Raw genomic sequence first — 26,757 nt, 5'->3', positions numbered from 1 at the left:
AGCGTCGGTTTTCAACTCTTAATTACTGACCAGCGCATGCTGATATTTATGCAGCATCCCACTGAGCCGTTTTACCGGTTCGGTCACCTGCGGTGGAGCTTGCCAGATGATTAATTTTTCCTGGTAGATATCAAGCTCCTCCAGCAACTGGCTAAAATAGCGTCGGCGCTTGTCGTCGTTTCCTGCGGAAATCACGCGATCGGCAGTACGGCGAAGCTGACGGTGGAATGCGGATAAATCCTCGTTCACCGGTACCGGCGCATCGCGCAGGCGCTGATGTGCGATGATCATTGTCAGCGCCAGGCGAAACTTCGGCAGATCGCCAGGAAATTTGTTCATCAGTAAAAACAGCTGCTGATAAAGCGCCGGGAGGTGGTTTTCTTTACGACGTACCACGTTGGTGGTCATTGCTGAAACCGCCGCCGAGACAAACTGGTTGAGCAACACACGCCCCGTTCTGTCACGAGAGTTATCGCGCACCAACATAATGACAATAAACGCCAGCACACAGCCAACAATCTGCCCCAACGCACTGTCAAGGAACTGGCTAAAGTGGAAGGTCATCGGGTTATCCAGCACAATGATATTAATGGTGCTGGCCAGCGCTCCCATCGAACCCAGTCGTCGTTTCTGTACCTCAATCCCCAGAAAGAATCCCAGCACCGCCAGGCTCAGGCACAGTAACAGCATACTTTGCTGCGTATTGGGGATAATCACCAGGAAATAGAGCGCCCCAAGCGGTAACGCCGCCAACGTACCGTAAATAAAGTCTATCGCCACCATGCGAGGATTGGGCAAACGCATTGCCAGCGAGGTGACAACCGCAATCATCACCATTGCACCGCTGCCAGAGGTCCAGCCGGTCCACAGCCAGAATAAGGTTCCCAGCACACAAGAAAGCGTGGTGCGCCAGAAGTTGACCATTGCATGATGGCGCTCGGCAGACTCCACTTTCACCACCGGCTCGCCTTGCAGGATCTCTTCTTCCGTAGCGCTAATCCTGGTATTACTCACCACACCGCGTTTGAGCAGCAGGTAGCGCGTCGCAGCGCCTGCCCAACTATATATCGTAACCGGCGTTTCGCGCTCGCCGGTCCAGGCAATCACACGACGCATCCGCTTCAGCTGTTTATGGACATCCTGCACCGTTTCAACCGGTGTATCGAACAACTCGCGGAAGGTGTCAGTGATCAGTTCCGGTCGGGTGTTCTGAATAAGATAGGTTTCGCAGGACTGCGTGATAAGCGTGAGCGACAGCGTGTTCAATGCTTTCAGTCTGCGGTTAGCGCGCACCCAGCGTGAGGACTCCATGTTCAGGTTACTGCGCATACCTTCCAGCGCCGCCGTACGCCGGACTAAATCGCCCCACGCTTTGTCAACTTCCTCACTGTCGCCATGCTTTATGCACAACTGCATAAGTTGATACTGCGCCACCAGCAGACTGTCCAGTTCAACATCAATCTCTTGTTTCACCGAACGGGGCGAAAAGAGCAGATCGGCCACAATGGCGCAGACAATCCCCATCACAATTTCACTACAGCGTTCGAGCGCAAATTGTGGCGTCAGCAGCGGTTCAGCCTGGATAGTAATGACGATGATCAGCGCCGTATAGCCCGAAAGCCCCCATGCGTAGGAGTTTTCGATCTTCACTAGCGATGAGATCCAGGTACAAAACCCGGCCCAGATACAACACACCAGGATCATCAATAACGGGGCGCGGATCATGCTGATGATAATGATCAGTGCGGCAATACAGCCAATAAATGTCCCGACAATACGCAGCATGCCGCGATAGCGGATAGCGCCTGAATAAGGTTCTCCGCCGGCGGCAAAAGCCGGGCCCGCCGCCACAATAGCTGCGGTCAGCACCGCCCAGCGCGGGGTCTCAAGTTGGAAGTGAAAACCAACGAACAGCGCCAGTACAATCGCGCACGCCAGTTTTACCGCAAAGCGGATATGCTGGTTGGCAATGGAGAAAATACCCATCGCGATTAACCAAACTCGCGCAGGCGGTGCGCCATTTTACGGAAGAAGGATTCCTGGCTTGCATCGCGATCCTGCTTGCCGGTAATAACGACGGTAGCCGTAGTCCCGGCAGGCCACAGGGTTCCCTGCTGCTCATCAAGACGAATTCGCACCGGCACACGCTGTGCCAGACGCACCCATTCAAGATTGGAATCAATGGTTGCCATACCCTTTGCATCCCGCGTACTGCTGGCATTCGTTACGCCAGCCGCCACGCTATCAACGGTGCCCTTCAGTACATTATTACTGCCAAGCGGGGTGATCTCGGCGCGATACCCAGGGCGAACGCCTTCCAGTTTGGTTTCTTCCATATAGGCCAGCACATAGAAAGAATGCTGTTTGACCAACGCCACCGCCGTGGAGCCACGCGTAATAAATTCGCCGCTATAGACATTCAGGTTAGTCACCCAGCCATCTGCTGGCGCGCGAATCACGGTACGTTCCAGATCTAATTTTGCCAGATCGCGGGTCGCCTGCGCCTTCGCAAGCTGGTGTAATACGGTTTGCAGGACGTTGTTTGACTGGTCAATCTCTTCACGAGACATGGCCTGTACGCCCAGCCGGTTACGACGACTGGCCTCCTGGCGTTTTTCCTGCGCCAGAACCTGGTAATAAGAGACATCAGCTTCAGCCTGCTCAAGGGCTTTTTTATAACGAGGCTGATCGATAGTGAACAGGATCTGATCCTTTTTCACCAGTTGGTTATCATGGATGTTAACGTTGGTAATAAGACCCGCCACGTCCGGCGCAATGGCAACGACATCGGCGCTGAATCGGGCGTCACGCGTCCACGGCGACTCGGTGTAGAACACCCATGCGCGGAAAATGGCAATGAAGGCCAGAATGACCAGTACGAGAGTCGTGGCCGTACGGGAGAGTTTTTTTGTTAGTGTTTTCACTTCAACCTCAAACGAACAGGCGCGTTATTAAATAGAACAGACAGCAATACAGCGCGGTGTTAAACAGAGCCGGATGCCAGACAAAATCATAGATGCCAGTCGGAACCAGTACCCGGCGCACCAGCCAGAAAATCGCCAGTGACAAAAGTAATTCGAAAAAAATCGGTGGGAAGGACAGACCAAACACCACGATAACGGGAAACAGACTCATGTTGACCTTGGTAGCTTAAGAGAGTGCAGATGATAGATTTTCTAGCGTATGTCACCGCAGAGAAGGGCAAGGATGAGCCAGGCGAGAGCGACATAGCTGTTATTTGAATAATAATATATTAACGTAACTGTTATGCTGTTATCTATATTATGTGATCTAAATCACTTTTAAGCCAGAGTGAACAATGGAACGATTAAAACGTATGTCGGTGTTTGCCAAAGTTGTCGAACTAGGCTCCTTCACCGCCGCCGCAAGACAGCTACAAATGAGCGTATCATCGATAAGCCAGACGGTCTCTAAACTGGAAGATGAGCTACAGGTCAAGCTGCTAAACCGCAGCACACGCAGCATTGGGCTAACCGAAGCTGGAAAAATTTATTATCAGGGCTGCCGCCGAATGCTGCACGAAGCACAGGATGTTCACGAGCAGCTTTATGCCTTTAACAACACCCCCATCGGCACCCTGCGCATTGGCTGTTCTTCAACCATGGCACAAAATGTCCTCGCTGGGTTGACCTCAAAGATGCTGAAAGAGTATCCAGGATTGACCGTAAATCTGGTAACCGGCATCCCGGCACCGGATTTAATCGCCGATGGTCTGGACGTGGTTATTCGCGTCGGCGCGTTGCAGGACTCCAGCCTGTTTTCACGTCGCCTGGGTGCTATGCCGATGGTGGTCTGCGCCGCTAAAAGCTATCTCGCGCAGTTTGGCGTCCCGGAGAAGCCCGCCGATCTCAGCAACCACTCGTGGCTGGAGTACAGCGTGCGCCCGGATAATGAGTTCGAGCTTATTGCTCCGGAGGGGATCTCTACCCGGCTGATCCCAGAGGGGCGATTCGTGACTAACGATCCGATGACGCTGGTTCGCTGGCTGGCCGCAGGCGCGGGCATCGCCTATGTGCCGTTGATGTGGGTGATCAATGAGATCAATCGTGGCGAAGTGGAGATCCTGCTTCCCCGCTATCAGTCGGATCCGCGTCCGGTCTATGCGCTGTATACCGAAAAAGACAAACTGCCGCTCAAGGTCCAGGTGGTGATTAACTACCTGTCGGATTATTTTGTCGATGTGGTCGGCGTTTTTCAGGGCGTCCGAGGATGACGAAAGGAATAATTAAAACATCCCGAGAAGAATATTTCTCATGAATATTTCCTGGATTGTCCTCTGACAATTCAGAATTCACTCCAGCACCCTATCAAAAATAGATAATTGACACCACCGCCACTCACCATTTACCGTGTAAGTGGCCTGACATACAGGCAGTTATTTTATTGTTAGCAGCATGAATAATAATATATTTTTCAGGATGTCTTAAAGCAAGGATCAGAAATGAATCTATTTGAACAAACACAACCTTCGCGCAGGCGCTACGGGCTCGCCGCGTTTATTGGCTTGATTGCAGGGATCGTCTCCTCTTTCGTCAAATGGGGAGCAGAGGTTCCACTTCCTCCACGCAGCCCTACTGATTTATTCACCGGCGCATGCGGACCGGAACAATTAATAAGAGTGGCCAGCCAGATTGATTGCTCACGCAACTTCTTAAATCCTCCCTATATATTTTTACGCGACTGGTTGGGCGTTGTCGATCCTAACGCCGCTGTATATACATTTGCCGGGCATATATTTAACTGGGTTGGCGTGACGCATATTATTTTCTCTATCGTCTTTGCCGTAGGTTATTGCATCGTTGCAGAAGTCTTCCCTAAAATTAAGCTTTGGCAGGGTTTGCTGGCTGGCGCGTTAGCTCAGCTTTTTGTCCATATGATCTCGTTCCCGCTGATGGGGCTGACGCCTCCGCTCTTTGAACTGCCGTGGTACGAGCACGTATCTGAAATCGCAGGGCATCTTATCTGGTTCTGGTCGATCGAAATTATTCGTCGTGATTTGCGTAACCGCATCACTCACGAACCAGACCCTGAAATTCCGCTGGGCAATATACGCTAAAAAAAATGGCGCTACCCAAGAGTAGCGCCATTTTCATACCCTTTCAGTTCAGGCGGTGCCACCTACGGTCAGGTTATCCACCTTCAGCGTCGGCTGGCCCACGCCCACTGGCAAGCTCTGCCCTTCTTTACCGCAAACGCCAACCCCGTTATCCAGTTTCAGGTCGTTACCCACCATCGAAATTTGCTGCATCGCTTCGATACCGGAGCCGATCAGCGTCGCGCCTTTCACTGGTTTGGTCACTTTACCGTTTTCAATCAGATACGCTTCGGACGTCGAAAACACAAATTTCCCGGAGGTGATATCCACCTGGCCGCCGCCAAAGTTAGGCGCATAAATACCGTATTCAACAGATTCGATGATTTCCTGCGGCGTAGACTTCCCTGGCAACATATAGGTGTTGGTCATACGCGGCATCGGCAGATGCGCGTAAGATTCACGGCGTCCATTCCCCGTTGGCGCCACGCCCATCAGGCGCGCATTCAGTTTGTCCTGCATGTAGCCTTTCAGAATACCGTTTTCGATCAGCACGTTGTACTGACCCGGCGTACCTTCGTCATCAATAGCCACGGAACCACGACGGTCCGCCATGGTGCCATCATCCACAACGGTACACAGTTCTGACGCGACCAGCTCACCCATATGACCGCTGAATACCGAGGTGCCACGACGGTTAAAGTCACCTTCCAGACCATGACCGACCGCTTCATGCAGCAAAACGCCAGGCCAGCCAGCGCCGAGTACCACCGGCAGCGTACCCGCAGGGGCTGCAACTGCAGACAGATTGACTAACGCCATGCGTACGGCCTCTTTTGCCCACGCGTCGGCACGAACCTCACCATCAAGGTCACCAAGGAAATAGTCATAGCCAAAACGACCACCGCCGCCGCTGGCGCCGCGCTCACGCTTACCATCCTCTTCGACCTGTACGCTTACGGACAGGCGTACCAGCGGGCGGACGTCAGCGGCCAGCGTACCGTCAGTCGCTGCCACCAGGATCAGTTCATAAACACCGGTCAGGCTGGCGGTCACTTCCTGGACGCGTTTGTCGGCGGCGCGGGCCACGCTGTCTACGCGGCGCAGAATATCCAGTTTCTCTTCACGGCTCATGCTCTGTAACGGATCAACCGAGGTGTAAAGCGCCTGATGCTCTACCGCCCCCAGCGTTTTTACTTTGCCGTCACCGTTATCACGAACGATAGTTCGCGCGGCATGGGCGCTTTGCTCCAGCGCCAGCAGGCTAATCTGGTCTGCATAAGCAAACCCTGTTTTTTCGCCGCTGATGGCGCGCACGCCAACGCCCTGATCGATATTGTAAGAACCGTCTTTAATGATGCGGTCTTCTAAAACCCAGGATTCGTGATAGCTCGACTGAAAATAGAGATCGCCGTAATCAAGACGGCGTTCGGCCAGTTGGCCCAGAATGGCAAACAGATCCTGATGTTTCAGGCCATTCGCCGCTAGCAATTGTTCACTTACCAGGTTCAGACTCATCGTTTTGGTACTCATTAGTTTCTGTTGTAGGCCTGATAAGACGCGCCAGCGTCGCCATCAGGCACTTCAATGCCGGATGGCGGCGTGAACGCCTTTTCCGGCCTACGGACTGCGGTAGAAGATCACTGTACTGAGATTGGGGCAATTACTCGCCCCCGTCAAATCATTGCTGGCTTTCTTTGCGCGGCTGACGCAGAACTTCGTTAATCTGCGGCTTATCGACCGGACCGCTGATGCGATAACGCAGAATCGAGACTTTGCTCCACAGCGGTCCCAGAACCTTACTGGCGGCAAACACCGCCGCACCCACAATCGGGTTGACGGCAAACGCGGCGGCAACCCCTACGGTAGCTGAGATTTCTGGTGCGACGATGGCTTCCATATCCAGCTCCCGGCGCACCAGGTTCACTGAGCCTTTCATCGCAATGTCGGCTTCCAGACCGTCCACCAGCGTGTCATCGGTATGCATCACGCCATCTTTGATCCACGCCGTGCTGCGAATCGAGTCGAAATAGAAGCCTTCACTGAAGGTGTCGCTGAAATCAAAACGCAGTTTACGCAACAACGCATCAAAGCTCAGCAGGCGTAATAGCTGCCCCGCATGTCCGGTACTGAGTTCGGTTATCTCACCTTTACCCAACCGGGCACGCAAAATGCCATTCAGCGAGGCTTCATCTGGCTCCCACGGCGGGTTACGCCAGTGCAGATCGTACTCCACGTTGAACGAAGAATTGCGAATCGGCGTTGATACGCCAAAGAAGCCGGCCGCGGAGTCAATTTTACTGCCGCTCAGTTTACCTTTCAGCGACGTCCGCTCCTTGCCCGGCGTATTCACCCATACGCCGTCGGTGGTCAGTCTGGCAAAACCGGTATCCAACAGACCGTTATTCAAGGTGAGCGTGTCGCCTTTAATCGCTACATCGGCGTCAATGCGCCCGTATTTCTGTCCCCACATCCAGCATTCTGCACAGCGTAGCTGAAGGTCCGGCCAGCCACGGAAGCTGACGTTGTCGATGGCGGAGAACGGCGAGGCAGGCGTGCTATTCGGTGACGGTTTTGCCGCGCTTGGGTTGTAATAAAGATACTTAATATTGGCCAGCCACGGCGCATTATTGCGCATCGCCAGCGTGGCGTTAATTTCACGACCCTGCGCCTGCACGATGGAACCGTTGCTCGCAGGCTCAGAGACGATACTCAAATTATTCCACTGCTGACCACCCAGGGATAACGATGGCGTCCGCACCGTGATCCGTTGAGGGAAGTTGGCGTTGGTACCAACATTATCTGCAGCGCCTTTCTGGAACAACGCCAGCCACTGCGCGCCATCCATAGGGGGAAGGTTAAGCTCAATGCCTTGCTGATCGGGTAACGCGGGCACGGTGCGGCTTTCCGACGTCCAGATTGCGCGGTCAAGCGTCAGTTTCTGATTCAGTAGCCAGCGGCTGTTAAAGTGATTCTTACTGCCAGCGTTGCCGGTCAGATCAAAGCTGCGCAGATTGCCCCTGGCCTTAACGTTCACCGGCAACGCCTCACCGGTAGCTTTATTCAGCGGAGCAGGTAAGTGACTACTTACATTCTTAAGGTCGCCCTTTAGCTCAATGTCGTAGGTCGGCCCGGCATGATACGGAAGATCGATTCCCACTTTGCCATTCCACGCCATGCTTCCGCTCAACGCGTCGTTGACCTGCGCCGGCAAAATCCCCATGTGGGTTGGCTGCCAGTCACCTTGTAGATTCACGGCGACCTGGTAGGCTTTCGCTCCTTCGGTCGTAGAAAAGTCGACGTTCAGCGGCTGATTAAACCAGTTCGCCGTCATCGGCTCACTTTGCAGATCGCCGTTGATAAAGCTGAATTTGCCGTTCAAATTCTTCAGCGTGCTGTCGAGCGGTTTAATAAACAAGCTGTTATTACGCAGGTTGACGTCGCCTTTAGCGGTAACCAGCGAGCCGTCCAGCGGAATATCAAGATGTAAGCGAGCATTCACATCGCCGTCAATTTGCAACTGCTCGAGCGTGGCGCCGAGAGAATCCTTTAATGGCGTCTCATCAAAATAAGGTCCGACCGCCTTGCCCGGCCCGTTGATATCGGCATCAATCAGCAGTTTTTCTTTTGCATAGTCGGGGATGTTGGCCGTCAGATTACTGGCCTTCACACCACCCAGATTAACGCTATCCGTCTTCATCCACAGACCGTCGTTAATGAAGTTCAGTTCAATATTGAGGTCAGTCAGCGCGGGCCAGTCGGGCTGGAAAGCAAACTTCGCATTGCGAAGCGGCACCAGGACCTGAAACTGCCCTTCATTATGGAGATAGGGGAACAGATGCGGGTTGCCGCCATACACCAGCGTGGCGTTATCCGCTTCGCCGCCCTGAATAGCGCCACTGAGATAGTCAACCAGCTCTTTGCCCATCAGGTTTTCCGGGAAATAACGCCAGGCCTGAGAGCCATCGTCGGTGCTGATGCCTGCCAGAATGCCCAACCATGGCTCATCACCGGCGGGCTGCAGATAGCGAAAACCGCCGCGCGCGCGTACCGCTTTCGCTTTAACATCGATGTTGCGTCCATCTAACTGAAAGCCTTTATCATTTTTCAGCCAGCTTAGCGTCGCCACGCCGTTCTCTATTTCCAGCGGTGCGCGAAAGACGGTTTCATACGGCATTTTGGCTTGCGTCATGGAAGCGGTTAGCGCCCCATCTTCAACGCTTCCCGCAAGCGTACCGGAGAAGTGTTCTGCCCCTGGCAGCAGCTTCCACTGTTTCCAGGCCAGATCGGTCCACGAGGACTGGAAGCGGGTTTTTTCTGTCGCCTGTAACGGGATATCCAGCGCCAGCACATCTATCTTGCCGCTCGGCTGCGTAGCTCGCCAGATATCCCCCAGCGCAGGCGATAGCCTGGATGCCATCGGACGCAGCCCTTCTAACCCGGCCAGATCCAGATTGCTGGCACGAATGCGAAGCTCGTCGCTGCGTTTGTTATTCTCACCACCGACTTCCTGTTCTGGTATCCAGGCCAGCGTTAACGCCCCGCTCGGCCAGGGTTTATCATCCATGGTGATACGGGTATCGGGAATAGAGAATTGCCAGCCCGGCCCTTCATGGCTGATGTGCGCCGTCAGATTATCGACGGCGAGCGTGTGCGTACGATTTTCACCCAGCCAGCTTGCCCCGCCTTTTTTCAGCCAGACATCGCCGCCGGAAACCACGCCTTTGCTGATCGTCATCCATGCTTCCAGGCTAAAACGCGCGGTCTGCAGCGCAACGTTATCCTGCATCCATTTATTCAGCCACGGCTTGACGTCGATGTCGTCGGCCTGTAGCCAGACCCGACCGTTATTCAATAGTCCGTTGTCGTCACGCAGATCCATACGCACCTGCATAACGCCGTGCTGCCCGGTCAGACTGGAGAGACTGACCTGCCCCTCAGCGCGATGCCGGTTTTTACCGTTCAGCCAGGTAAGCTGTGGGATCGCCAGTTCAGCACGCTGGCCTGAGAGGGTTAAAAAGCTAATCTGACTGTCGCGCAGATCGAAATGATCAAACTGGCGCAGGAAGAGATCGCTGAGGTGATCGGCTTCAATTCCATCACCGCTTTCGCTGCGCTGGATGGGGGTATTGGTGCGCAGTTGTAACTGCCAGAAGGTGAGATCACGAAACTGCCAGCGCATGTGTAGCAAGCTTTGCCAGACATCCAGCGCTAACGTGACGCGCTTGACCGAAAATTCCCCACCGTCTTTCAGCTGCGCATGGATATCGCGCGCTTCAAGCGTAGGACCGAAATTTTGCCAGTTAGCGGAAAGTTGGCTGGCGGAAACGGGCAGGCCAGTGGCGGATTCAATCTTGCCAAGGATCGCCGGGCGCCAGCTATCAAGATGAGGTAGCGCAAGGCGCAGTCCACTGACCAGCAGCGCTGCGATGACAACGAATGCGGCTCCAGTGAGCAGTAATATCCCCGGCAATCGCCTCACGCGCCTCTCCTTGTCTACCAAAAAATGTGACTCACAAAACCGTCTTGCCGGATGGCGGCGTGAACGCCTTCTCCGGCCTGCAAAGTATCGCCATTTGGCGTCTACCAGGCCAGATTACATCATAACGACGTCGAACTGCTCCTGGTTATACAGCGGTTCAATTTGTACTTTGACCTGTTTGCCGACAAAGATTTCGACTTCCGCCAGCGCATGTGACTCTTCACCTTTCAGGGTCTCAGCTACTGCCGGTGAAGCATAGACCAGGAAACGATCGGAATCATATGCATGGTGTACCCGCACGATTTCGCGCATGATTTCATAGCATACGGTTTCCACCGTTTTCACCGTACCACGCCCGTGGCAGGTCGGACACTCGTTGCACAGCACATGCTCCACGCTTTCACGCGTGCGTTTGCGCGTCATCTCTACCAGACCCAGCTGTGAAAAACCGTTGATACTGGTTTTAACGCGATCCTTGCTCAGAGCCTGTTCCAGAGAATGCAGCACCCGGCGACGGTGATCTTCATTATTCATGTCGATAAAATCGATAATGATAATGCCGCCGAGGTTTCGCAGACGCAGCTGACGAGCGATAGCCTGCGTTGCTTCAATATTAGTATTAAAGATAGTGTCGTCGAGATTACGATGCCCAACAAACGCGCCGGTGTTGATATCGACGGTGGTCATCGCTTCGGTTTGATCGATGATCAGATAACCGCCGGACTTCAGCTCTACTTTGCGTTCCAGCGCGCGCTGGATTTCATTCTCAACGTCAAAGAGATCAAATATGGGCTGGCGTCCGCTGTAATGTTCCAGCTTGCTGGTCATTTCGGGGATATATTCCGCCGTAAATTCCAGTAACGCTTCATAGGTCAAACGGGAGTCGACGCGGATCCGGTCAAGCTGCGCATCGGCAAAATCACGCAACACACGCTGCGCCAGCGCCAGTTCGCCATACATCTGATAGCGCGTTTGCGGGCGCTTTTTACGCTCCATGACTTTCGTCCAGACGCGCTTCAGGTAGGCAGCATCCGAGGCCAGATCCTCTTCACAGACGCCTTCCGCCGCGGTACGAATAATGAATCCGCCCTGCTCATCGCAGTAATCCGCTACCACTTTTTTAAGGCGCTCGCGTTCGGTTTCGCTTTCAATACGTTGGGACACGCCGACGTGCGAAGCACCCGGCATAAAGACGAGATAACGGGAAGGAAGCGTGATGTCCGTCGTCAGACGTGCGCCCTTAGTACCCAACGGATCTTTTACCACCTGCACCATGAGATCCTGGCCCTGGCGCACCAGTTCAGATATGTCGCGCACGGTGAACTGTTTTTGTTCTTCACCCGCCACGCATTCAGTGTGCGGCATGATGTCTGAAGCGTGAAGAAATGCGGCTTTATCCAGCCCAATATCTACAAAAGCCGCCTGCATACCCGGAAGTACACGACTTACACGACCTTTGTAGATATTGCCTACGATTCCGCGTCGCGCCTCACGTTCAATATGAATTTCCTGCAGAATACCGCCATCAATGTAAGCCACCCGAGTTTCCGATGGCGTTACGTTTACCAACAATTCAGCCGTCATGTTTATCCCTTTTCTCACGCAGTGCGTTAAAATTGGTCAGCAACTCATACGTTTCTACCAGCGGTAAGCCGACTACGGCGTGATAGCTGCCATTTATCTTCCTGACAAAACAGCCACCCAACCCTTGAATACCGTATGCACCTGCTTTATCCATTGGTTCACCGCTGGCAACATAGCCCGCGATGTCCTCATCGGTTAGTGCTCTGAACGTCACTTCCGTCACCACCAGACAGTCCAGACTGTGCTGGCGGTCGGCCAATGCCACAGCGGTCATGACCTGATGCGTTTTGCCCGACAGTTTGCGCAGCATGGCTGCAGCATGAGCGGCGTCGCGGGGTTTTTCCAGCACTTCGCCATTAAGGATAACAATGGTATCCGCCCCCAATACCGGCAAATCGCGCTGGGCCAGCGCCACACCAGCCTGCGCTTTTTCGCACGCCAGACGCGAAACGTACTGCTGCGCGCTTTCCTGCGGGTGCCGCTGCTCTTCAATCCCAGGCACCAGTCGTTCAAAAGTAACACCAAGCTGAGCGAGCAGCTCCTGACGACGTGGAGAACCTGAAGCAAGATACAGAGTATTCATATCAACCTTATTGCACCGCAAACTGCTGACGGACTTTACGCATCAGTAAGAATAGCCATGGCCAAAGCACACCATTCACTACACTACTCCAGAACACTTCGGGTCTGAAAGAGACATTGATCACTAAAAACTCGGCCCAGAAAACAATAATATCCACGACCAGTGATAACAACATGACCACCAACGCCTGCTGCCAGAGCGCGAGGTTGCGGAATAGCTGGAATTTCAGCGCGACCAGATAAGCAATGATACTCATAGACAATGCGCGCACGCCAAGCGTAGAGCCGCTGATGAGATCCAGTATGGCACCCACCACAAACCCTGTACCCACATTTACGCGATGCGGCAGCGCCAGGATCCAGTACAACAAGATGAGCAGCACCCAGTTTGGCCGGAAAACCAGAATGTCGTCCGGCCAGGGCATGACCTGCAGCAACAGTGCAATAAGGAACGAGAGCCAAATCACCCAACGTCCCTGGCTACGATAGCTTGCCACTTACTGTCCTCCCGGCTTACGCGGAGCAGATTGTGGCGAGGTGGTATCCGCAGGCGCTGGAGTCACGCCTGTTGCGGGAGCTGGCACTGGCGCAGGCGGCCCCATGGCATCTGGTGCCGGCAGAACTTGCGGCATCATTTGCATCAGACGTTCATTGGCAACGCGGTGCACTTCTTCTGGCGTCATCGGATTTGCGCCATTACGATCGGCGCCCCACAACAGCAGCAGATAGCGCAGACGTTGCAGACCCGCGGTCGGGCGTGCCTGAATCACAGTATAAGCGCGCTGAGTATCCAGCTTAACGGAAGAAACAACAGCAACCGGATAACCCTCAGGGAAACGGCCACCCAGGCCCGAGGTAACCAGCACATCGCCAACGCGAATGTCGGTATTGGCCGGCAGGTGTTCGAGCTGAAGATCGTCGGTGCAACCGTTACCGGCAGCGATCACGCGAATATCGTTACGCAGTACCTGAATAGGCAACGCATGTGTTGCATCGCAAATCAGCAGCACACGGCTGGTCAGTTTAGCCACCGCAACGACCTGACCTACTACGCCTTTGTCGCTAATAACCGGCTGACCTTCGTAGACGCCGTTAACGCTCCCTTTGTCGATAACCACCTGATCGCTGTAAGGGTCATTAACCGTTGAGATGACCTGCGTCACCATCTTTTGTTCGTCCTGGCGCAGCGGCGATCCCAGCAGCTCACGCAAACGCGCGTTCTCCTGTTTATATTGCCCCAGCATCAGCAGTTCGCTATTTTTCAGCAGCAGTTCCTGACGCAACGCCCGGTTTTCAAGTTCGAGTTGGTCACGCGAAGCCAGCGTTTGCGAAACGCCGTCGAGTAATTCACGGGGACCATTTGAGATAAAGTAGAAAGGACTGACGGCGGTATCCATGTACGTTCGGATTTGACTGAACGTCCCCAGGCGGCTGTCGGCAATAATAACGCCGAGCGCCACCAGCACCGCCAGAATAAGGCGAATCTGTAGCGACGGGCCACGGCTAAAAATTGGCTTCATAGTCTATGCGTATTCTCGTATCAGAGCGGAAGGGTAACCCGCTGGCTACCCTACCTGCATCCGATTACTCTTCGCTGAACAGGTCGCCGCCGTGCATATCGATCATTTCCAGTGCCTTGCCGCCACCACGCGCCACGCAGGTCAGCGGATCTTCAGCAACAACAACTGGAATACCGGTTTCTTCCATTAACAGACGGTCAAGATTACGCAGCAGCGCGCCGCCACCGGTCAGTACCATGCCGCGTTCGGAGATGTCAGACGCCAGCTCTGGCGGGCACTGTTCCAGTGCAACCATGACTGCGCTCACAATACCGGTCAGCGGTTCCTGCAGAGCTTCCAGAATCTCGTTGGAGTTCAGGGTAAAGCCGCGCGGAACACCTTCAGCCAGGTTACGACCGCGAACTTCAATTTCGCGCACTTCGTCACCCGGATAAGCGGAACCGATCTCGTGTTTGATACGTTCTGCGGTAGCTTCACCGATCAGAGAACCGTAGTTACGACGAACATAATTAATGATCGCTTCGTCGAAGCGGTCGCCGCCAATACGTACAGAAGAAGAGTAAACCACGCCGTTCAGAGAGATAACGGCAACTTCAGTAGTACCACCACCGATATCCACAACCATAGAACCGGTTGCTTCAGAAACTGGCAAACCCGCACCGATCGCAGCCGCCATCGGCTCTTCAATCAGGAAGACTTCACGGGCGCCTGCGCCCTGAGCGGATTCACGGATCGCACGGCGCTCAACCTGAGTTGCTCCAACCGGTACACACACCAGTACGCGCGGGCTTGGGCGCATGAAGCTATTGCTGTGCACTTGTTTGATAAAGTGCTGGAGCATTTTTTCAGTCACGAAGAAGTCAGCGATAACGCCGTCTTTCATTGGGCGAATTGCAGCGATATTGCCCGGTGTACGACCCAGCATCTGCTTCGCATCATGACCTACTGCAGCCACGCTTTTCGGCGAACCGGCACGATCCTGACGAATGGCCACAACAGAAGGCTCATTCAATACGATGCCTTGTCCTTTTACATAAATAAGGGTATTCGCGGTACCCAGGTCAATGGACAGGTCATTGGAAAACATGCCACGAAATTTTTTCAACATACTAAGGGATAATCCTGAAAGCTGGGGCGGAAAACAAAATCCGCTTACTTTACCAACCACACGCAGCAGCGACAAGGCGCAAAAATCATCTGCTACGGTGAAAATTAGTGCAGTTCGTTTCCTTTGTTACAAAACCGGCCTGAGTCCATCAGGGCTGAATAAATCAGCAGCATTCCTCGCTTTTGTTTGCAACCTGTCAAAGGTCATTCACCTGCATGTTTGCTGTTACAACCTGGCGAGCAGACAAGCACACCCCCAGAAGGCACAGCGCGCGTTATTCTACGTGAAAACAAATTAAACGGCAGGTTAAACCGAGTATCTTTGCGAATATTTTTTCACGTTAGTGTCAAGTGGCTGTGATGCGGCAAAAAAATCCCCTTGCCCACCCGCAACTCCGCGTTCCGTCAGCGTATGCCACTCGCTACGCGAACGAACGCCCGTGGCGTAAACCTGCGTTGGTGTTCCAGAACAGGCTTCCACCAGGCTTTGAACCAGGAGCTGGTTTTCAGTCCGCTTTTCAATATTCCTCACCAGGCTTGGATGGAGCTTCAATAACTCAACGTTAAGCTCTTTGATCCAACTGGTGCTCACCAGCGTTAAACCCGCCTGCGTAACGGCAATTCGCACACCCAGCGCATTCATCAATCTGATGACAGGCTGTAACCGGCTGATATGTTGACAGACATCTGCCTCCGCAAGTTCAATAATTATGCGTTTACGTAATGATTTTTCGCACTGCATCAGCGTATCACGTAGCCAGCGCTGAAAACGTGGGCGAATTAGCGATTCAACCGTTGTCTGCATCGCCAGGTTTTCCTGCGGCCAGTAGCCCAACAGTAGGATCAGACGGCTGATTTGCAGGCGGTCATACTCTTCAGCCAGGCCAAACTGCAGCACCATCGGCATATATTCCGCCGAGATGACCTCTTCGCTGCCATCAAAAATCCGGCACATCAGCTCCCGATGGTGTACCCGACCTTCGCGTGTTACCGCAGGCTTTTGATAAATTCTTGGTCCGCCCCGGCTGAGCATCTGTTCGATCAGCGTTCGCCAGCGTACGTTTCCCCGCCCTTTTTCCGGCAGTGAGTCATCATAGACCGACCAACTGTTTCCGCCCTGCAATACCGAATTCCGCGTAGCCGCTTCGGCGTGATCCATTACTTGTTCCGTCGACTGTCCGCTGCGGCAAACGCAAATACCGATATGAACCATATCGGCACGATCGATCATTTTATTAGCCGGAAGCGCATCTACCGCTTTTAATAATTGCCCGGCGATGCTTTCCGCCTCCTTCAGCGTGCGGTGTGGCAGCAGGATGGCAAAATCGCTACGGTGGTAGCGTGCCAGCAACGCGCCCGGATAGCGCGTCATGAAAGTCGACAACAAATTAATTAACGTCGAAATTTGTTCTTCCGCGAGGGTGATTCCCCAGCTATCGCGCAGCAGAGTAAAGTCCGGCAGACGCACCATCATCACGACGCCATGCGATCCCACTTTTTCCTGATCTTCCAGCAGCGTTGCCAGTTGGTTATCAAAGAACAGGCGGTTGCTCAGTCCGGTTTTTGTATCCTGCGCCACATAGGAGCGAATCAGCGTATCGAGGCGGCTGCGTTGTTCGCGAGCATTTTGAATTTCGGTCAGTAACATATCGAGTGCGCTACTGGTACGCGCTGGCCATTCATAGACTGTTCCCCGCACGTTCGGTCCACGTTCGCCATTCAGAATGCGCGTGGAACGAATCTCCAGCAGTTCCTGACCTGAAAGTTGACGCTGAAGCCAGCGCACCGACAAAAAGAGCATCAGTATAATGAAAGCAATCGCCAGCGTGAGTGGCGCGGTGGTCATCAGCGAATGGAAATAGTTGCCCATCGGATCCTGATAAACCAGACGCAGCGACATGCCAGGATGTTTGACCAGCGGGACGGTGATGTCACGATACAGATTGTTCGTCCCCGCCGGGCGATAACTGCTGGTACGGGAGTGGTCATACACCACGTTTTCGCCCTGTAGCAGTTCAACGCGCACGATATCAGCAGAAACCATCAGTTCATCTATTTGCGGGGTTAACGCCACAACATCGCGGGAAACAAGGTGCGTATCAATTGCCGTCGCCACCGCCTGAACACGGGTAGTGAACTTATATTGAATCGCGTTATAGAAACTCAGCGAGCAGCCGATCAGAGTCACGAAGATCGTTAACCCAGTAAGCAGCGTGACAAAAGCTGAAAATTTCGTCGTTAATCGCATCCTTGTGTTAACTCCGACAGTTATGAAACGGGCATGAAAGTGATATAGCGACCCAAAAATGCAAAACTGAACGCAAAATCCGTCCATTTATACAAACAGTGTGGGCATACTACCAAATCAGGTATATCTGGCAATTTATTGCGCAGAATCGGCATCATGTTTTGATTAGCGAGTATAGTCTTCATTAATAATTTTCCAATCCACTATACGAATTGAGGACAGGTTATGCAGGCTTTGATCTTAGAACAGCAGGACGGAAAAACCCTCGCATCCGTTCAACCCCTCGACGAAAATCAGCTACCTGAAGGCGATGTGACGGTGGATGTCCACTGGTCGAGCCTGAACTATAAAGACGCTCTGGCTATCACTGGCAAGGGTAAAATCATTCGTAATTTTCCGATGATTCCTGGTATCGATTTCGCCGGTACCGTGCGTGCAAGCGAAGATCCCCGTTTTCATGCGGGTCAGGAAGTGTTACTGACCGGTTGGGGCGTGGGTGAAAATCATTGGGGTGGACTGGCAGAACGCGCACGCGTGAAAGGCGACTGGCTGGTTGCCCTGCCAAAAGGACTGGATGGGCGTAAAGCCATGGTCATCGGCACCGCCGGCTTTACCGCTATGCTGTGCGTAATGGCGCTTGAGGATGCAGGTATTCGCCCGCAAGACGGTGAAATTGTCGTCACCGGCGCCAGCGGCGGCGTGGGCAGCACAGCCGTTGCGTTACTGCATAAGCTGGGTTATCAGGTTGCGGCGGTTTCGGGCCGTGAAAGTACCCACGACTACCTGAAGAGCCTGGGCGCCAGCCGTATTCTTGGTCGCGATGAGTTTGCAGAATCACGCCCGCTGGAAAAACAGCTGTGGGCTGGCGCGGTTGATACCGTTGGCGACAAAGTTCTGGCAAAAGTTCTGGCGCAGATGAACTACGGCGGCTGCGTTGCCGCCTGCGGCCTGGCTGGCGGTTTCGCTCTGCCAACCACGGTGATGCCATTCATTCTGCGTAACGTTCGTTTGCAAGGAGTGGACTCGGTGATGACCCCGCCAGCACGCCGGGCAGAGGCCTGGGCGCGTCTGGTTAAGGATCTGCCGGAATCTTTCTATGCTCAGGCCGCCACGGAGATTACGCTGGCGGATGCGCCGAAGTTCGCCGATGCCATCATCAATAACCAGGTGCAAGGCCGTACGCTGGTGAAGGTGAAGTAACAGGCGCTGGCGCAGATATTTACACTTAATTAACGAAATTTCGCGGCATATTTCCAGACTCCCTGCCATATTAACTACGCGTCCCCTGTCAGTTATGACGCGTAAGCCGGGAGTCTGTTATGAAGAAACTACGTCCATTTACAGAAGCCGACGTCACTGACGAGTCGGCTTTTTTTATGCAGCGTCGCCAGGTACTGAAAGCATTAGGGATCAGCGCTGCCGCATTGTCCTTGCCCCACTCTGCGCAGGCTGACCTTCTTAGCTGGTTTAAAGGGAACGACCGCCCACCCGCGCCCGCAGGTAAGCCACTTGATTTCAGTAAACCCGCCGCCTGGCAAAATTCGCTTCCTTTAACGCCAGCGGATAAAGTTTCTGGCTACAACAACTTCTATGAGTTCGGTCTCGATAAGGCAGATCCGGCAGCCAACGCAGGTAGCCTGAAAACCGATCCGTGGACGTTGCAAATCAGTGGCGAAGTGGCAAAACCACTCACCCTCGATCACGATGCGCTGACCGCCCGTTTCCCGCTGGAAGAACGGATTTACCGGATGCGTTGTGTGGAAGCCTGGTCAATGGTTGTGCCGTGGATTGGCTTTCCGTTATATAAACTGCTGGCACAGGTTGAACCCACCAGCAACGCAAAGTATGTCGCGTTCGAAACGCGCTACGCGCCGGATGAGATGCCAGGACAAAAGGATCGTTTTATTGGCGGCGGGCTGAAGTATCCCTATGTTGAAGGCCTGCGTCTGGACGAAGCGATGCATCCACTCACGTTGCTTACCGTGGGGGTTTATGGAAAAGCCCTCCCGCCACAAAATGGCGCGCCCATTCGTTTAATTGTGCCGTGGAAATACGGATTTAAAGGCATTAAGTCGATTGTGAGTATCAAACTCACCCGCGAACGCCCGCCGACCACCTGGAACCTGGCCGCCCCCAATGAATATGGGTTTTATGCCAACGTGAATCCGCATGTCGATCACCCCCGTTGGTCCCAGGCCACCGAGCGTTTCATTGGCGCTGGCGGTATTCTGGACGTTCAACGCCAACCCACGCTGCTGTTTAACGGTTACGCCGATGAGGTTGCATCACTGTACCGTGGTCTTAACCTGCAGGAGAATTTTTAGGTGCGTCTGACTGCGAAACACATTACCGGGCTGAAAGTTTGCCTGCATCTTGCCGGCTTTTTGCCGTTTGTCTGGCTATTTTGGGCGGTAAATAACGGCGGCCTGAGCGCCGACCCGATCAAAGATATCCAGCACTTTACCGGTAGGACAGCTCTGAAATTCTTACTGGCGACCTTGCTGGTCTCTCCTCTTGCGCGCTACGCTAAACAGCCATTATTGATACGCACGCGTCGCCTGTTAGGGCTATGGTGTTTCGCCTGGGCAACGCTGCATTTAACCAGCTACGCGCTTCTGGAACTGGGTATTAATAATCTGGCGCTGTTAGGACGCGAATTAATCACACGACCTTATTTGATGCTGGGCATTGTCAGTTGGGTCATATTATTCGCCCTCACATTAACATCCACGCAGTTGGCGCAGCGAAAGCTGGGTAAAAATTGGCAGTATCTGCACAACTTCGTCTATCTTGTGGCGATCCTGGCACCCATACATTATCTGTGGTCGGTAAAAATTATCTCCCCGCAACCGATCATTTATGCCGCACTCGCTGCGGTGCTGTTAGCCTGCCGATACAAGAAGTTTCGCCAGTGGTGGCGGTAGTTTCACGATATGTGCAGTACGTTGCAAAATGCGGACGATCCGATTTTCTTTACATGTTAACGGTTGATTATCTTCCCTGATAAGACCAGTATTTAGCTGCCAATTGCTACGAAATAGTTATAATGTGCGACTTTGCTATCCCCGGTAGCGTTTTTAGAGCGCGGAAAGGGTGACATTCGCATGTTGAAGGTATATTTTGTCTTTTACCCGAAAATGGCAGAAGATAGCCGCACAATGACTAACAAGTCTGGCAATCTCACTTAATGGCAACCGCACCCAGTGCAACGCCTGAGATGCGTGGCATCTTGTCACTCACTGTTATAAAAATGCTATACAGACGGCGGTAAAACGCTTGTCACAATCTCACTAAACAAAGAGTACGGAACCCACTCATGGATATTCGTAAGATTAAAAAACTGATCGAGCTGGTTGAAGAATCAGGCATCTCCGAACTGGAAATTTCTGAAGGCGAAGAATCTGTACGCATCAGCCGTGCGGCGCCAGCTGCAAGTTTTCCAATGATGCAACAGGCTTATGCTGCACCAGTGATGCAGCAGCCAGCTCTGTCTAACGCTGTCGCACAAACTGCCTCTCCAAGTATGGAAGCTCCGGCAGCAGCGGAAATCAGTGGTCACATCGTACGCTCCCCAATGGTTGGTACGTTCTACCGCACCCCGAGCCCGGATGCGAAAGCGTTCATCGAAATCGGCCAGAAAGTGAATGCGGGCGATACCCTGTGCATCGTTGAAGCCATGAAAATGATGAACCAGATCGAAGCCGACAAATCCGGTGTCGTTAAAGCGATTCTGGTAGAAAGCGGTCAACCGGTAGAATTTGACGAGCCGCTGGTCGTCATCGAATAACGAGGCGAACATGTTGGATAAAATTGTTATCGCCAACCGTGGTGAGATTGCCCTGCGTATTCTTCGTGCCTGTAAAGAACTGGGCATCAAGACTGTCGCGGTGCACTCAAGCGCGGATCGCGATTTAAAACACGTATTGCTGGCGGATGAGACGGTTTGTATTGGCCCGGCTCAGTCCGTAAAAAGCTATCTGAACATCCCGGCTATCATTAGCGCTGCTGAAATCACCGGCGCGGTGGCAATTCACCCGGGCTATGGCTTCCTTTCTGAGAACGCCAACTTTGCTGAGCAGGTAGAGCGTTCCGGCTTTATCTTCATCGGCCCGAAAGCCGACACTATCCGCCTGATGGGCGACAAAGTGTCCGCAATCACCGCGATGAAGAAAGCTGGCGTACCGACAGTCCCTGGCTCTGACGGCCCGCTGGGCGATGACATGGACGCTAACCGCGCTCATGCTAAACGCATCGGCTACCCGGTTATCATCAAAGCCTCCGGCGGCGGCGGCGGTCGCGGTATGCGCGTCGTGCGCAGCGATGCCGAGCTGGCGCAATCCATCTCCATGACCAAAGCGGAAGCGAAAGCGGCTTTCAACAACGACATGGTCTACATGGAGAAGTACCTGGAAAACCCACGCCACATCGAAATTCAGGTGCTGGCAGACGGTCAGGGTAACGCGATTTATCTGGCAGAACGTGACTGCTCCATGCAGCGTCGTCACCAGAAAGTCGTCGAAGAAGCACCAGCGCCGGGCATTACACCGGAACTGCGTCGCTACATCGGCGAGCGTTGCGCCAAAGCATGCGTTGATATCGGCTATCGCGGGGCGGGTACTTTTGAGTTCCTGTTTGAAAACGGCGAGTTCTACTTCATTGAGATGAACACCCGTATTCAGGTTGAACACCCGGTAACCGAAATGATCACCGGCGTTGACCTGATCAAAGAGCAACTGCGCATCGCAGCGGGACAACCGCTGTCCATCAAGCAGGACGAAGTTGTGGTTAAAGGCCATGCGGTAGAATGCCGTATCAACGCCGAAGACCCGAACACCTTCCTGCCAAGCCCGGGCAAAATCACGCGTTTCCACGCGCCGGGTGGCTTTGGTGTGCGTTGGGAGTCCCATATTTACGCAGGCTACACTGTACCTCCGTACTATGACTCAATGATCGGTAAGCTGATCTGCTATGGCGAAAACCGCGACGTAGCGATCGCCCGTATGAAAAACGCATTGCAGGAACTGATCATCGACGGTATCAAAACCAACGTTGATCTGCAGATCCGCATCATGAATGACGAGCATTTCCAGCACGGTGGAACCAATATCCACTATCTGGAGAAAAAACTCGGACTTCAGGAAAAGTAAGCGTGCGTTAACCGAAAAGGCCGGAAATTCCGGCCTTTTGTTTTTCTCCCCTCCCGCACGTGCCATAAGGTACAATCCCCGCTTTCTTTATCCACAAGGGACAAAAAATGGACGCTCGTTTTGTTCAGGCCCATAAAGAGGCGCGCTGGGCGCTGTGGCTGACCCTTTTATATCTTGCCACATGGTTAGTGGCCGCTTACTTACCAGATTCTACACTCGGTATTACCGGCTTACCGCACTGGTTTGAAATGGCCTGTCTGCTAACGCCACTGGTTTTCATCTTACTGTGCTGGGCGATGGTGAAGTTTGTCTATCGCGACATTCCGTTGGAGGATGACGATGCAGCTTGAAGTTATTTTGCCGCTGGTCGCCTACCTACTGGTGGTCTTCGGTCTTTCTGTTTACGCCATGCGTAAGAGAGTGACCGGTACTTTCCTGAATGAATATTTCCTCGGCAGCCGCTCCATGGGCGGGGTCGTGTTAGCCATGACGCTAACGGCAACCTATATTAGCGCCAGCTCATTTATTGGTGGTCCTGGCGCCGCTTACAAATACGGGCTGGGATGGGTGCTGCTGGCGATGATCCAGTTGCCTGCGGTATGGCTCTCTTTGGGGATTCTTGGTAAGAAATTCGCCATTCTGGCGCGCCGCTATAATGCCGTTACCCTCAACGATATGCTGTTTGCGCGCTACCAGAGCCGCCTGCTGGTGTGGCTGGCGAGCCTCAGCTTACTGGTCGCGTTTGTCGGGGCGATGACCGTACAGTTTATTGGCGGCGCACGTTTGCTGGAAACCGCTGCGGGTATCCCTTACGAAACGGGTCTGCTGATTTTTGGCGTCAGTATCGCTTTATATACGGCATTCGGCGGTTTTCGCGCCAGCGTACTGAACGACACCATGCAGGGCATGGTGATGCTGATTGGTACTATCGTTCTGCTGGTCGGCGTCGTTCACGCTGCCGGCGGCCTCAGCAACGCGGTAGTAACCCTGCAAACCATCGATCCTAAACTGGTTTCGCCGCAGGGTGCTGATGACATTCTGTCACCCACTTTCATGACCTCATTCTGGGTACTGGTGTGCTTTGGCGTCATTGGCCTGCCGCACACGGCGGTACGCTGCATCTCTTATAAAGATAGTAAAGCAGTGCACCGCGGCATTATCATCGGCACCATCGTGGTGGCAATCCTGATGTTTGGTATGCATCTGGCGGGGGCGTTGGGACGTGCGGTGATCCCTGACCTCACGGTACCGGATCTGGTTATCCCTACGCTGATGGTCAAAGTGTTGCCGCCGATAGCTGCCGGGATCTTCCTCGCGGCCCCGATGGCCGCGATCATGTCGACGATCAATGCCCAATTGCTGCAAAGTTCCGCTACGATCATTAAGGATTTGTACCTGAACCTTCGTCCGGAACAGCTGAAAAACGAAACCCGGCTGAAGCGTATGTCGGCAGTCATTACCCTGCTGCTCGGCGCATTACTGCTGCTGGCCGCCTGGAAACCGCCAGAGATGATTATCTGGCTTAACCTGCTGGCGTTTGGCGGGCTGGAAGCCGTTTTCCTGTGGCCGCTGGTGCTGGGCCTGTACTGGGAGCGGGCAAACGCGGCTGGCGCATTGAGCGCGATGATTGTCGGCGGCGTACTTTATGCCGTCCTCGCTACCTTTAACGTTCAGTACCTGGGCTTCCACCCGATTGTGCCCTCGTTACTGATAAGTTTGCTGGCTTTCCTGATTGGCAACCGTTTCGGTTCCGCCGTCCCGCAAGCCGCCATATTGACTACTGATAAATAAAGAGTTTTGCCATGCCATGGATCCAACTGAAACTGAACACGACCGGCGCCAACGCTGAAGAATTGAGCGATGCGCTGATGGAAGCGGGCTCCGTTTCCATTACTTTCCAGGATACGCATGATACGCCGGTGTTTGAACCTCTGCCCGGCGAGACTCGCCTGTGGGGAGATACCGATGTGATCGGCTTGTTCGATGCAGAAACCGACATGAAAGAAGTGGTTGCCATCCTGGAGCAACATCCGCTGTTGGGCGAAGGCTTCGCGCATAAAATCGAACAGCTCGAAGACAAAGACTGGGAACGCGAATGGATGGATAACTTCCACCCGATGCGCTTTGGCGAACGTCTGTGGATTTGCCCGAGCTGGCGCGATGTCCCGGATGAGAATGCCGTCAACGTGATGCTGGATCCGGGTCTGGCATTTGGCACAGGTACTCACCCCACCACCTCTCTGTGCCTGCAATGGCTGGACGGTCTCGATCTCAACGGCAAAACGGTTATCGACTTTGGCTGCGGCTCCGGCATTCTTGCCATTGCGGCGCTGAAACTGGGCGCAGCGAAAGCTATCGGCGTGGATATCGATCCGCAAGCGATTCAAGCCAGCCGGGATAACGCCGAGCGCAATGGCGTTTCCGAGCGTCTGGAGTTGTACCTGCCAAAAGACCAGCCAGAAGCGATGAAAGCCGACGTGGTGGTCGCTAACATTCTTGCCGGCCCATTACGTGAGCTGGCGCCGCTAATCAGCGTACTGCCCGTTGAGGGCGGTTTACTGGGGCTTTCTGGTATTCTTGCCAGCCAGGCGGAAAGCGTTTGCGAAGCCTATGCCGATCTCTTTACGCTCGATCCGGTTATCGAGAAAGAAGAGTGGTGCCGCATCACCGGTCAGAAAAAATAATCCCTTCTCGTTACCGTTGGTAACGCAATAATCGCTCTTTTTTTCGCAAAAGGATTTGCGGAAATGGGAGCGAGATCGCATTACAAAGTCACTATTTGCTCACAAAAACAGCTTTTTATCCTGATAACTTGAGTCTGGCCGTAATAAAAAAAGAGAAGTTTTTGGAATTTATAAACGGATGAAAAATTAGCACAACATCGTATCCAAATGATTATTAAAGATTTTAATTTGAAACTGTGTACTTAACCAGCAATTCATTGATCCACCTCAGTGGATTGGTCAAAGTTTGGCCTTTCATCTCGTGCGAAAAATGCGTAATATACGCCGCCTTGCAGTCACAGTATGGTCATTTCTTAACTCATGCGCATCGGACAATATCAGCTCAGAAATCGCCTGATCGCAGCACCTATGGCTGGCATCACTGACAGACCATTCAGGACGCTGTGCTATGAGATGGGAGCCGGATTGACGGTATCCGAGATGATGTCTTCTAACCCGCAGGTTTGGGAAAGTGACAAGTCTCGTTTACGGATGGTGCACGTTGATGAGCCAGGAATTCGCACGGTGCAAATTGCCGGTAGCGACCCTGTTGAGATGGCCGATGCCGCACGTATTAACGTGGAAAGCGGCGCCCAGATTATTGATATCAATATGGGGTGTCCGGCTAAAAAAGTGAATCGTAAGCTCGCAGGTTCAGCCCTCTTGCAGTACCCGGACTTAGTGAAATCAATACTAACCGAGGTCGTCAATGCAGTGGACGTTCCTGTCACACTCAAGATTCGCACCGGCTGGGCTCCGGAACACCGTAACTGCGTAGAGATTGCCCAACTGGCTGAAGACTGTGGCATTCAGGCTCTGACCATTCATGGACGCACCCGCGCCTGTTTGTTCAATGGAGATGCTGAGTACGACAGTATTCGGGCAGTTAAGCAGAAAGTTTCCATTCCGATTATCGCGAATGGCGACATTACTGACCCGCATAAAGCCAGAGCTGTACTCGACTATACGGGGGCGGATGCCCTGATGATAGGACGTGCAGCTCAGGGAAGACCCTGGATCTTTCGGGAAATCCAGCATTATCTGGACACTGGGGAGCTGCTGCCCCCGCTGCCTCTGGCAGAGGTGAAGCGCTTGCTTTGTGCGCACATTCGGGAACTGCACGACTTTTACGGTCAGGCAAAAGGGTACCGAATTGCGCGTAAACACGTATCCTGGTATCTCCAGGAACACGCTCCGGATGACCAGTTTCGGCGCACATTCAACGCCATTGAAGATTCCAGCGAACAGCTGGCGGCGTTGGAGGCATACTTCGAAAATTTTGCGTAAACAGAAATAAAGAGCTGACAGAAC

Annotated in this window: 22 protein-coding genes; 11 read left to right on the top strand and 11 right to left on the bottom strand. The window is 53.4% G+C overall.

What is annotated here, in order from left to right; all coding sequences use genetic code 11:
• Positions 1-18 precede the first annotated feature (18 nt).
• Genes aaeB through aaeX form a run of 3 tightly spaced genes read right to left on the bottom strand, consistent with a single transcriptional unit; the run spans position 19 to position 3,135 of the window.
• A complete protein-coding gene (gene aaeB, locus OGW16_RS18690; RefSeq protein WP_075145567.1) occupies positions 19-1,986 on the bottom strand; it encodes a p-hydroxybenzoic acid efflux pump subunit AaeB in 1,968 nt (655 codons plus the stop codon).
• Between the two features lie 5 nt (positions 1,987-1,991).
• Entirely contained in the window at positions 1,992-2,924 is a 933-nt protein-coding gene (aaeA, locus tag OGW16_RS18685) for a p-hydroxybenzoic acid efflux pump subunit AaeA (protein ID WP_220772097.1), read from the bottom strand.
• Between the two features lie 7 nt (positions 2,925-2,931).
• Complete coding sequence (aaeX, locus tag OGW16_RS18680) at positions 2,932-3,135, bottom strand: p-hydroxybenzoic acid efflux pump operon protein AaeX (RefSeq protein WP_003025177.1); 204 nt, start codon at positions 3,133-3,135, stop codon at positions 2,932-2,934.
• A 184-nt stretch (positions 3,136-3,319) separates the two neighbouring features.
• On the opposite strand from aaeX, the gene aaeR reads away from it, so the two are divergent.
• Complete coding sequence (gene aaeR, locus OGW16_RS18675) at positions 3,320-4,234, top strand: HTH-type transcriptional activator AaeR (RefSeq protein ID WP_043017820.1); 915 nt, start codon at positions 3,320-3,322, stop codon at positions 4,232-4,234.
• A 228-nt stretch (positions 4,235-4,462) separates the two neighbouring features.
• Positions 4,463-5,077, top strand: a complete 615-nt coding sequence (locus OGW16_RS18670; protein WP_080626035.1) for a YagU family protein — start codon at positions 4,463-4,465, stop codon at positions 5,075-5,077.
• Between the two features lie 48 nt (positions 5,078-5,125).
• Here the strand turns inward: OGW16_RS18670 and tldD are convergent, their stop codons facing one another.
• The 8 genes from tldD to csrD form a co-directional block, all read right to left on the bottom strand.
• Positions 5,126-6,571, bottom strand: coding sequence for a metalloprotease TldD (gene tldD, locus OGW16_RS18665; protein WP_003828819.1), 1,446 nt, complete (start codon positions 6,569-6,571; stop codon positions 5,126-5,128).
• Positions 6,572-6,734: 163 nt separating this feature from the next.
• Positions 6,735-10,535, bottom strand: a complete 3,801-nt coding sequence (gene yhdP, locus OGW16_RS18660; protein ID WP_286518687.1) for an AsmA2 domain-containing protein YhdP — start codon at positions 10,533-10,535, stop codon at positions 6,735-6,737.
• A gap of 114 nt (positions 10,536-10,649) precedes the next feature.
• Positions 10,650-12,119 carry a ribonuclease G gene (gene rng / locus OGW16_RS18655; RefSeq protein WP_003025190.1) on the bottom strand — a complete coding sequence of 490 codons (1,470 nt, stop codon included), beginning with the start codon at positions 12,117-12,119 and terminating at the stop codon, positions 10,650-10,652.
• Positions 12,109-12,702: a Maf family protein gene (locus OGW16_RS18650; RefSeq protein WP_080626033.1), complete on the bottom strand. Its 594-nt coding sequence runs from the start codon at positions 12,700-12,702 to the stop codon at positions 12,109-12,111. The genes rng and OGW16_RS18650 overlap by 11 nt, the downstream gene beginning before the upstream one ends.
• A gap of 7 nt (positions 12,703-12,709) precedes the next feature.
• A complete protein-coding gene (mreD, locus tag OGW16_RS18645) occupies positions 12,710-13,198 on the bottom strand; it encodes a rod shape-determining protein MreD (RefSeq protein WP_003025196.1) in 489 nt (162 codons plus the stop codon).
• Positions 13,199-14,221 (bottom strand): rod shape-determining protein MreC, encoded by a 1,023-nt coding sequence (gene mreC / locus OGW16_RS18640; protein WP_047408294.1) that lies wholly within the window; start codon positions 14,219-14,221, stop codon positions 13,199-13,201.
• Positions 14,222-14,285: 64 nt separating this feature from the next.
• On the bottom strand, positions 14,286-15,329 hold the full coding sequence (gene mreB / locus OGW16_RS18635; RefSeq protein WP_000913396.1) for a rod shape-determining protein MreB: 1,044 nt from the start codon (positions 15,327-15,329) through the stop codon (positions 14,286-14,288).
• Between the two features lie 306 nt (positions 15,330-15,635).
• Positions 15,636-17,576, bottom strand: coding sequence for an RNase E specificity factor CsrD (gene csrD / locus OGW16_RS18630; protein ID WP_043017825.1), 1,941 nt, complete (start codon positions 17,574-17,576; stop codon positions 15,636-15,638).
• A 225-nt stretch (positions 17,577-17,801) separates the two neighbouring features.
• Here csrD and acuI point away from each other — a divergent pair, with 225 nt between their 5' ends.
• From acuI to dusB, 9 genes are all read left to right on the top strand, one after another.
• The gene (acuI, locus tag OGW16_RS18625; protein WP_043017826.1) at positions 17,802-18,776 is read left to right on the top strand and encodes an acrylyl-CoA reductase (NADPH); all 975 of its coding nucleotides are present in this window, start codon (positions 17,802-17,804) and stop codon (positions 18,774-18,776) included.
• A gap of 119 nt (positions 18,777-18,895) precedes the next feature.
• Positions 18,896-19,900, top strand: a complete 1,005-nt coding sequence (msrP, locus tag OGW16_RS18620) for a protein-methionine-sulfoxide reductase catalytic subunit MsrP (protein WP_043017827.1) — start codon at positions 18,896-18,898, stop codon at positions 19,898-19,900.
• Positions 19,901-20,500: a protein-methionine-sulfoxide reductase heme-binding subunit MsrQ gene (msrQ, locus tag OGW16_RS18615; protein WP_286518686.1), complete on the top strand. Its 600-nt coding sequence runs from the start codon at positions 19,901-19,903 to the stop codon at positions 20,498-20,500.
• A gap of 392 nt (positions 20,501-20,892) precedes the next feature.
• Positions 20,893-21,363 (top strand): acetyl-CoA carboxylase biotin carboxyl carrier protein, encoded by a 471-nt coding sequence (gene accB / locus OGW16_RS18610; RefSeq protein WP_003025210.1) that lies wholly within the window; start codon positions 20,893-20,895, stop codon positions 21,361-21,363.
• 10 nt (positions 21,364-21,373) lie between these two features.
• A complete protein-coding gene (gene accC, locus OGW16_RS18605) occupies positions 21,374-22,723 on the top strand; it encodes an acetyl-CoA carboxylase biotin carboxylase subunit (RefSeq protein WP_043017829.1) in 1,350 nt (449 codons plus the stop codon).
• A gap of 107 nt (positions 22,724-22,830) precedes the next feature.
• Positions 22,831-23,073: a YhdT family protein gene (locus OGW16_RS18600; RefSeq protein WP_047408285.1), complete on the top strand. Its 243-nt coding sequence runs from the start codon at positions 22,831-22,833 to the stop codon at positions 23,071-23,073.
• Complete coding sequence (panF, locus tag OGW16_RS18595; RefSeq protein WP_047408282.1) at positions 23,063-24,514, top strand: sodium/pantothenate symporter; 1,452 nt, start codon at positions 23,063-23,065, stop codon at positions 24,512-24,514. The genes OGW16_RS18600 and panF overlap by 11 nt, the downstream gene beginning before the upstream one ends.
• A gap of 11 nt (positions 24,515-24,525) precedes the next feature.
• Positions 24,526-25,407: a 50S ribosomal protein L11 methyltransferase gene (gene prmA / locus OGW16_RS18590; protein ID WP_043017832.1), complete on the top strand. Its 882-nt coding sequence runs from the start codon at positions 24,526-24,528 to the stop codon at positions 25,405-25,407.
• 360 nt (positions 25,408-25,767) lie between these two features.
• Entirely contained in the window at positions 25,768-26,733 is a 966-nt protein-coding gene (dusB, locus tag OGW16_RS18585; protein WP_008785970.1) for a tRNA dihydrouridine synthase DusB, read from the top strand.
• Positions 26,734-26,757: the final 24 nt, after the last annotated feature.

Source organism: Citrobacter sp. Ce104 (assembly GCF_030334595.1).
Classification (GTDB): domain Bacteria; phylum Pseudomonadota; class Gammaproteobacteria; order Enterobacterales; family Enterobacteriaceae; genus Citrobacter; species Citrobacter europaeus.
Note: the sequence above shows the minus strand (reverse complement) of the source record. Positions and strands in the feature narration are given on the sequence as shown.

Bases quoted from the DNA above. Each gene is read 5' to 3' on its own strand.
- aaeB (WP_075145567.1), bottom strand. From the start codon at position 1,986: ATGGGTATTTTCTCCATTGCCAACCAGCATATCCGCTTTGCGGTAAAA.
- aaeX (WP_003025177.1), bottom strand. From the start codon at position 3,135: ATGAGTCTGTTTCCCGTTATCGTGGTGTTTGGTCTGTCCTTCCCACCG.
- aaeR (WP_043017820.1), top strand. From the start codon at position 3,320: ATGGAACGATTAAAACGTATGTCGGTGTTTGCCAAAGTTGTCGAACTA.
- OGW16_RS18670 (WP_080626035.1), top strand. From the start codon at position 4,463: ATGAATCTATTTGAACAAACACAACCTTCGCGCAGGCGCTACGGGCTC.
- tldD (WP_003828819.1), bottom strand. From the start codon at position 6,571: ATGAGTCTGAACCTGGTAAGTGAACAATTGCTAGCGGCGAATGGCCTG.
- rng (WP_003025190.1), bottom strand. From the start codon at position 12,119: ATGACGGCTGAATTGTTGGTAAACGTAACGCCATCGGAAACTCGGGTG.
- OGW16_RS18650 (WP_080626033.1), bottom strand. From the start codon at position 12,702: ATGAATACTCTGTATCTTGCTTCAGGTTCTCCACGTCGTCAGGAGCTG.
- mreC (WP_047408294.1), bottom strand. From the start codon at position 14,221: ATGAAGCCAATTTTTAGCCGTGGCCCGTCGCTACAGATTCGCCTTATT.
- mreB (WP_000913396.1), bottom strand. From the start codon at position 15,329: ATGTTGAAAAAATTTCGTGGCATGTTTTCCAATGACCTGTCCATTGAC.
- csrD (WP_043017825.1), bottom strand. From the start codon at position 17,576: ATGCGATTAACGACGAAATTTTCAGCTTTTGTCACGCTGCTTACTGGG.
- acuI (WP_043017826.1), top strand. From the start codon at position 17,802: ATGCAGGCTTTGATCTTAGAACAGCAGGACGGAAAAACCCTCGCATCC.
- msrP (WP_043017827.1), top strand. From the start codon at position 18,896: ATGAAGAAACTACGTCCATTTACAGAAGCCGACGTCACTGACGAGTCG.
- accB (WP_003025210.1), top strand. From the start codon at position 20,893: ATGGATATTCGTAAGATTAAAAAACTGATCGAGCTGGTTGAAGAATCA.
- accC (WP_043017829.1), top strand. From the start codon at position 21,374: ATGTTGGATAAAATTGTTATCGCCAACCGTGGTGAGATTGCCCTGCGT.
- OGW16_RS18600 (WP_047408285.1), top strand. From the start codon at position 22,831: ATGGACGCTCGTTTTGTTCAGGCCCATAAAGAGGCGCGCTGGGCGCTG.
- panF (WP_047408282.1), top strand. From the start codon at position 23,063: ATGCAGCTTGAAGTTATTTTGCCGCTGGTCGCCTACCTACTGGTGGTC.
- prmA (WP_043017832.1), top strand. From the start codon at position 24,526: ATGCCATGGATCCAACTGAAACTGAACACGACCGGCGCCAACGCTGAA.
- dusB (WP_008785970.1), top strand. From the start codon at position 25,768: ATGCGCATCGGACAATATCAGCTCAGAAATCGCCTGATCGCAGCACCT.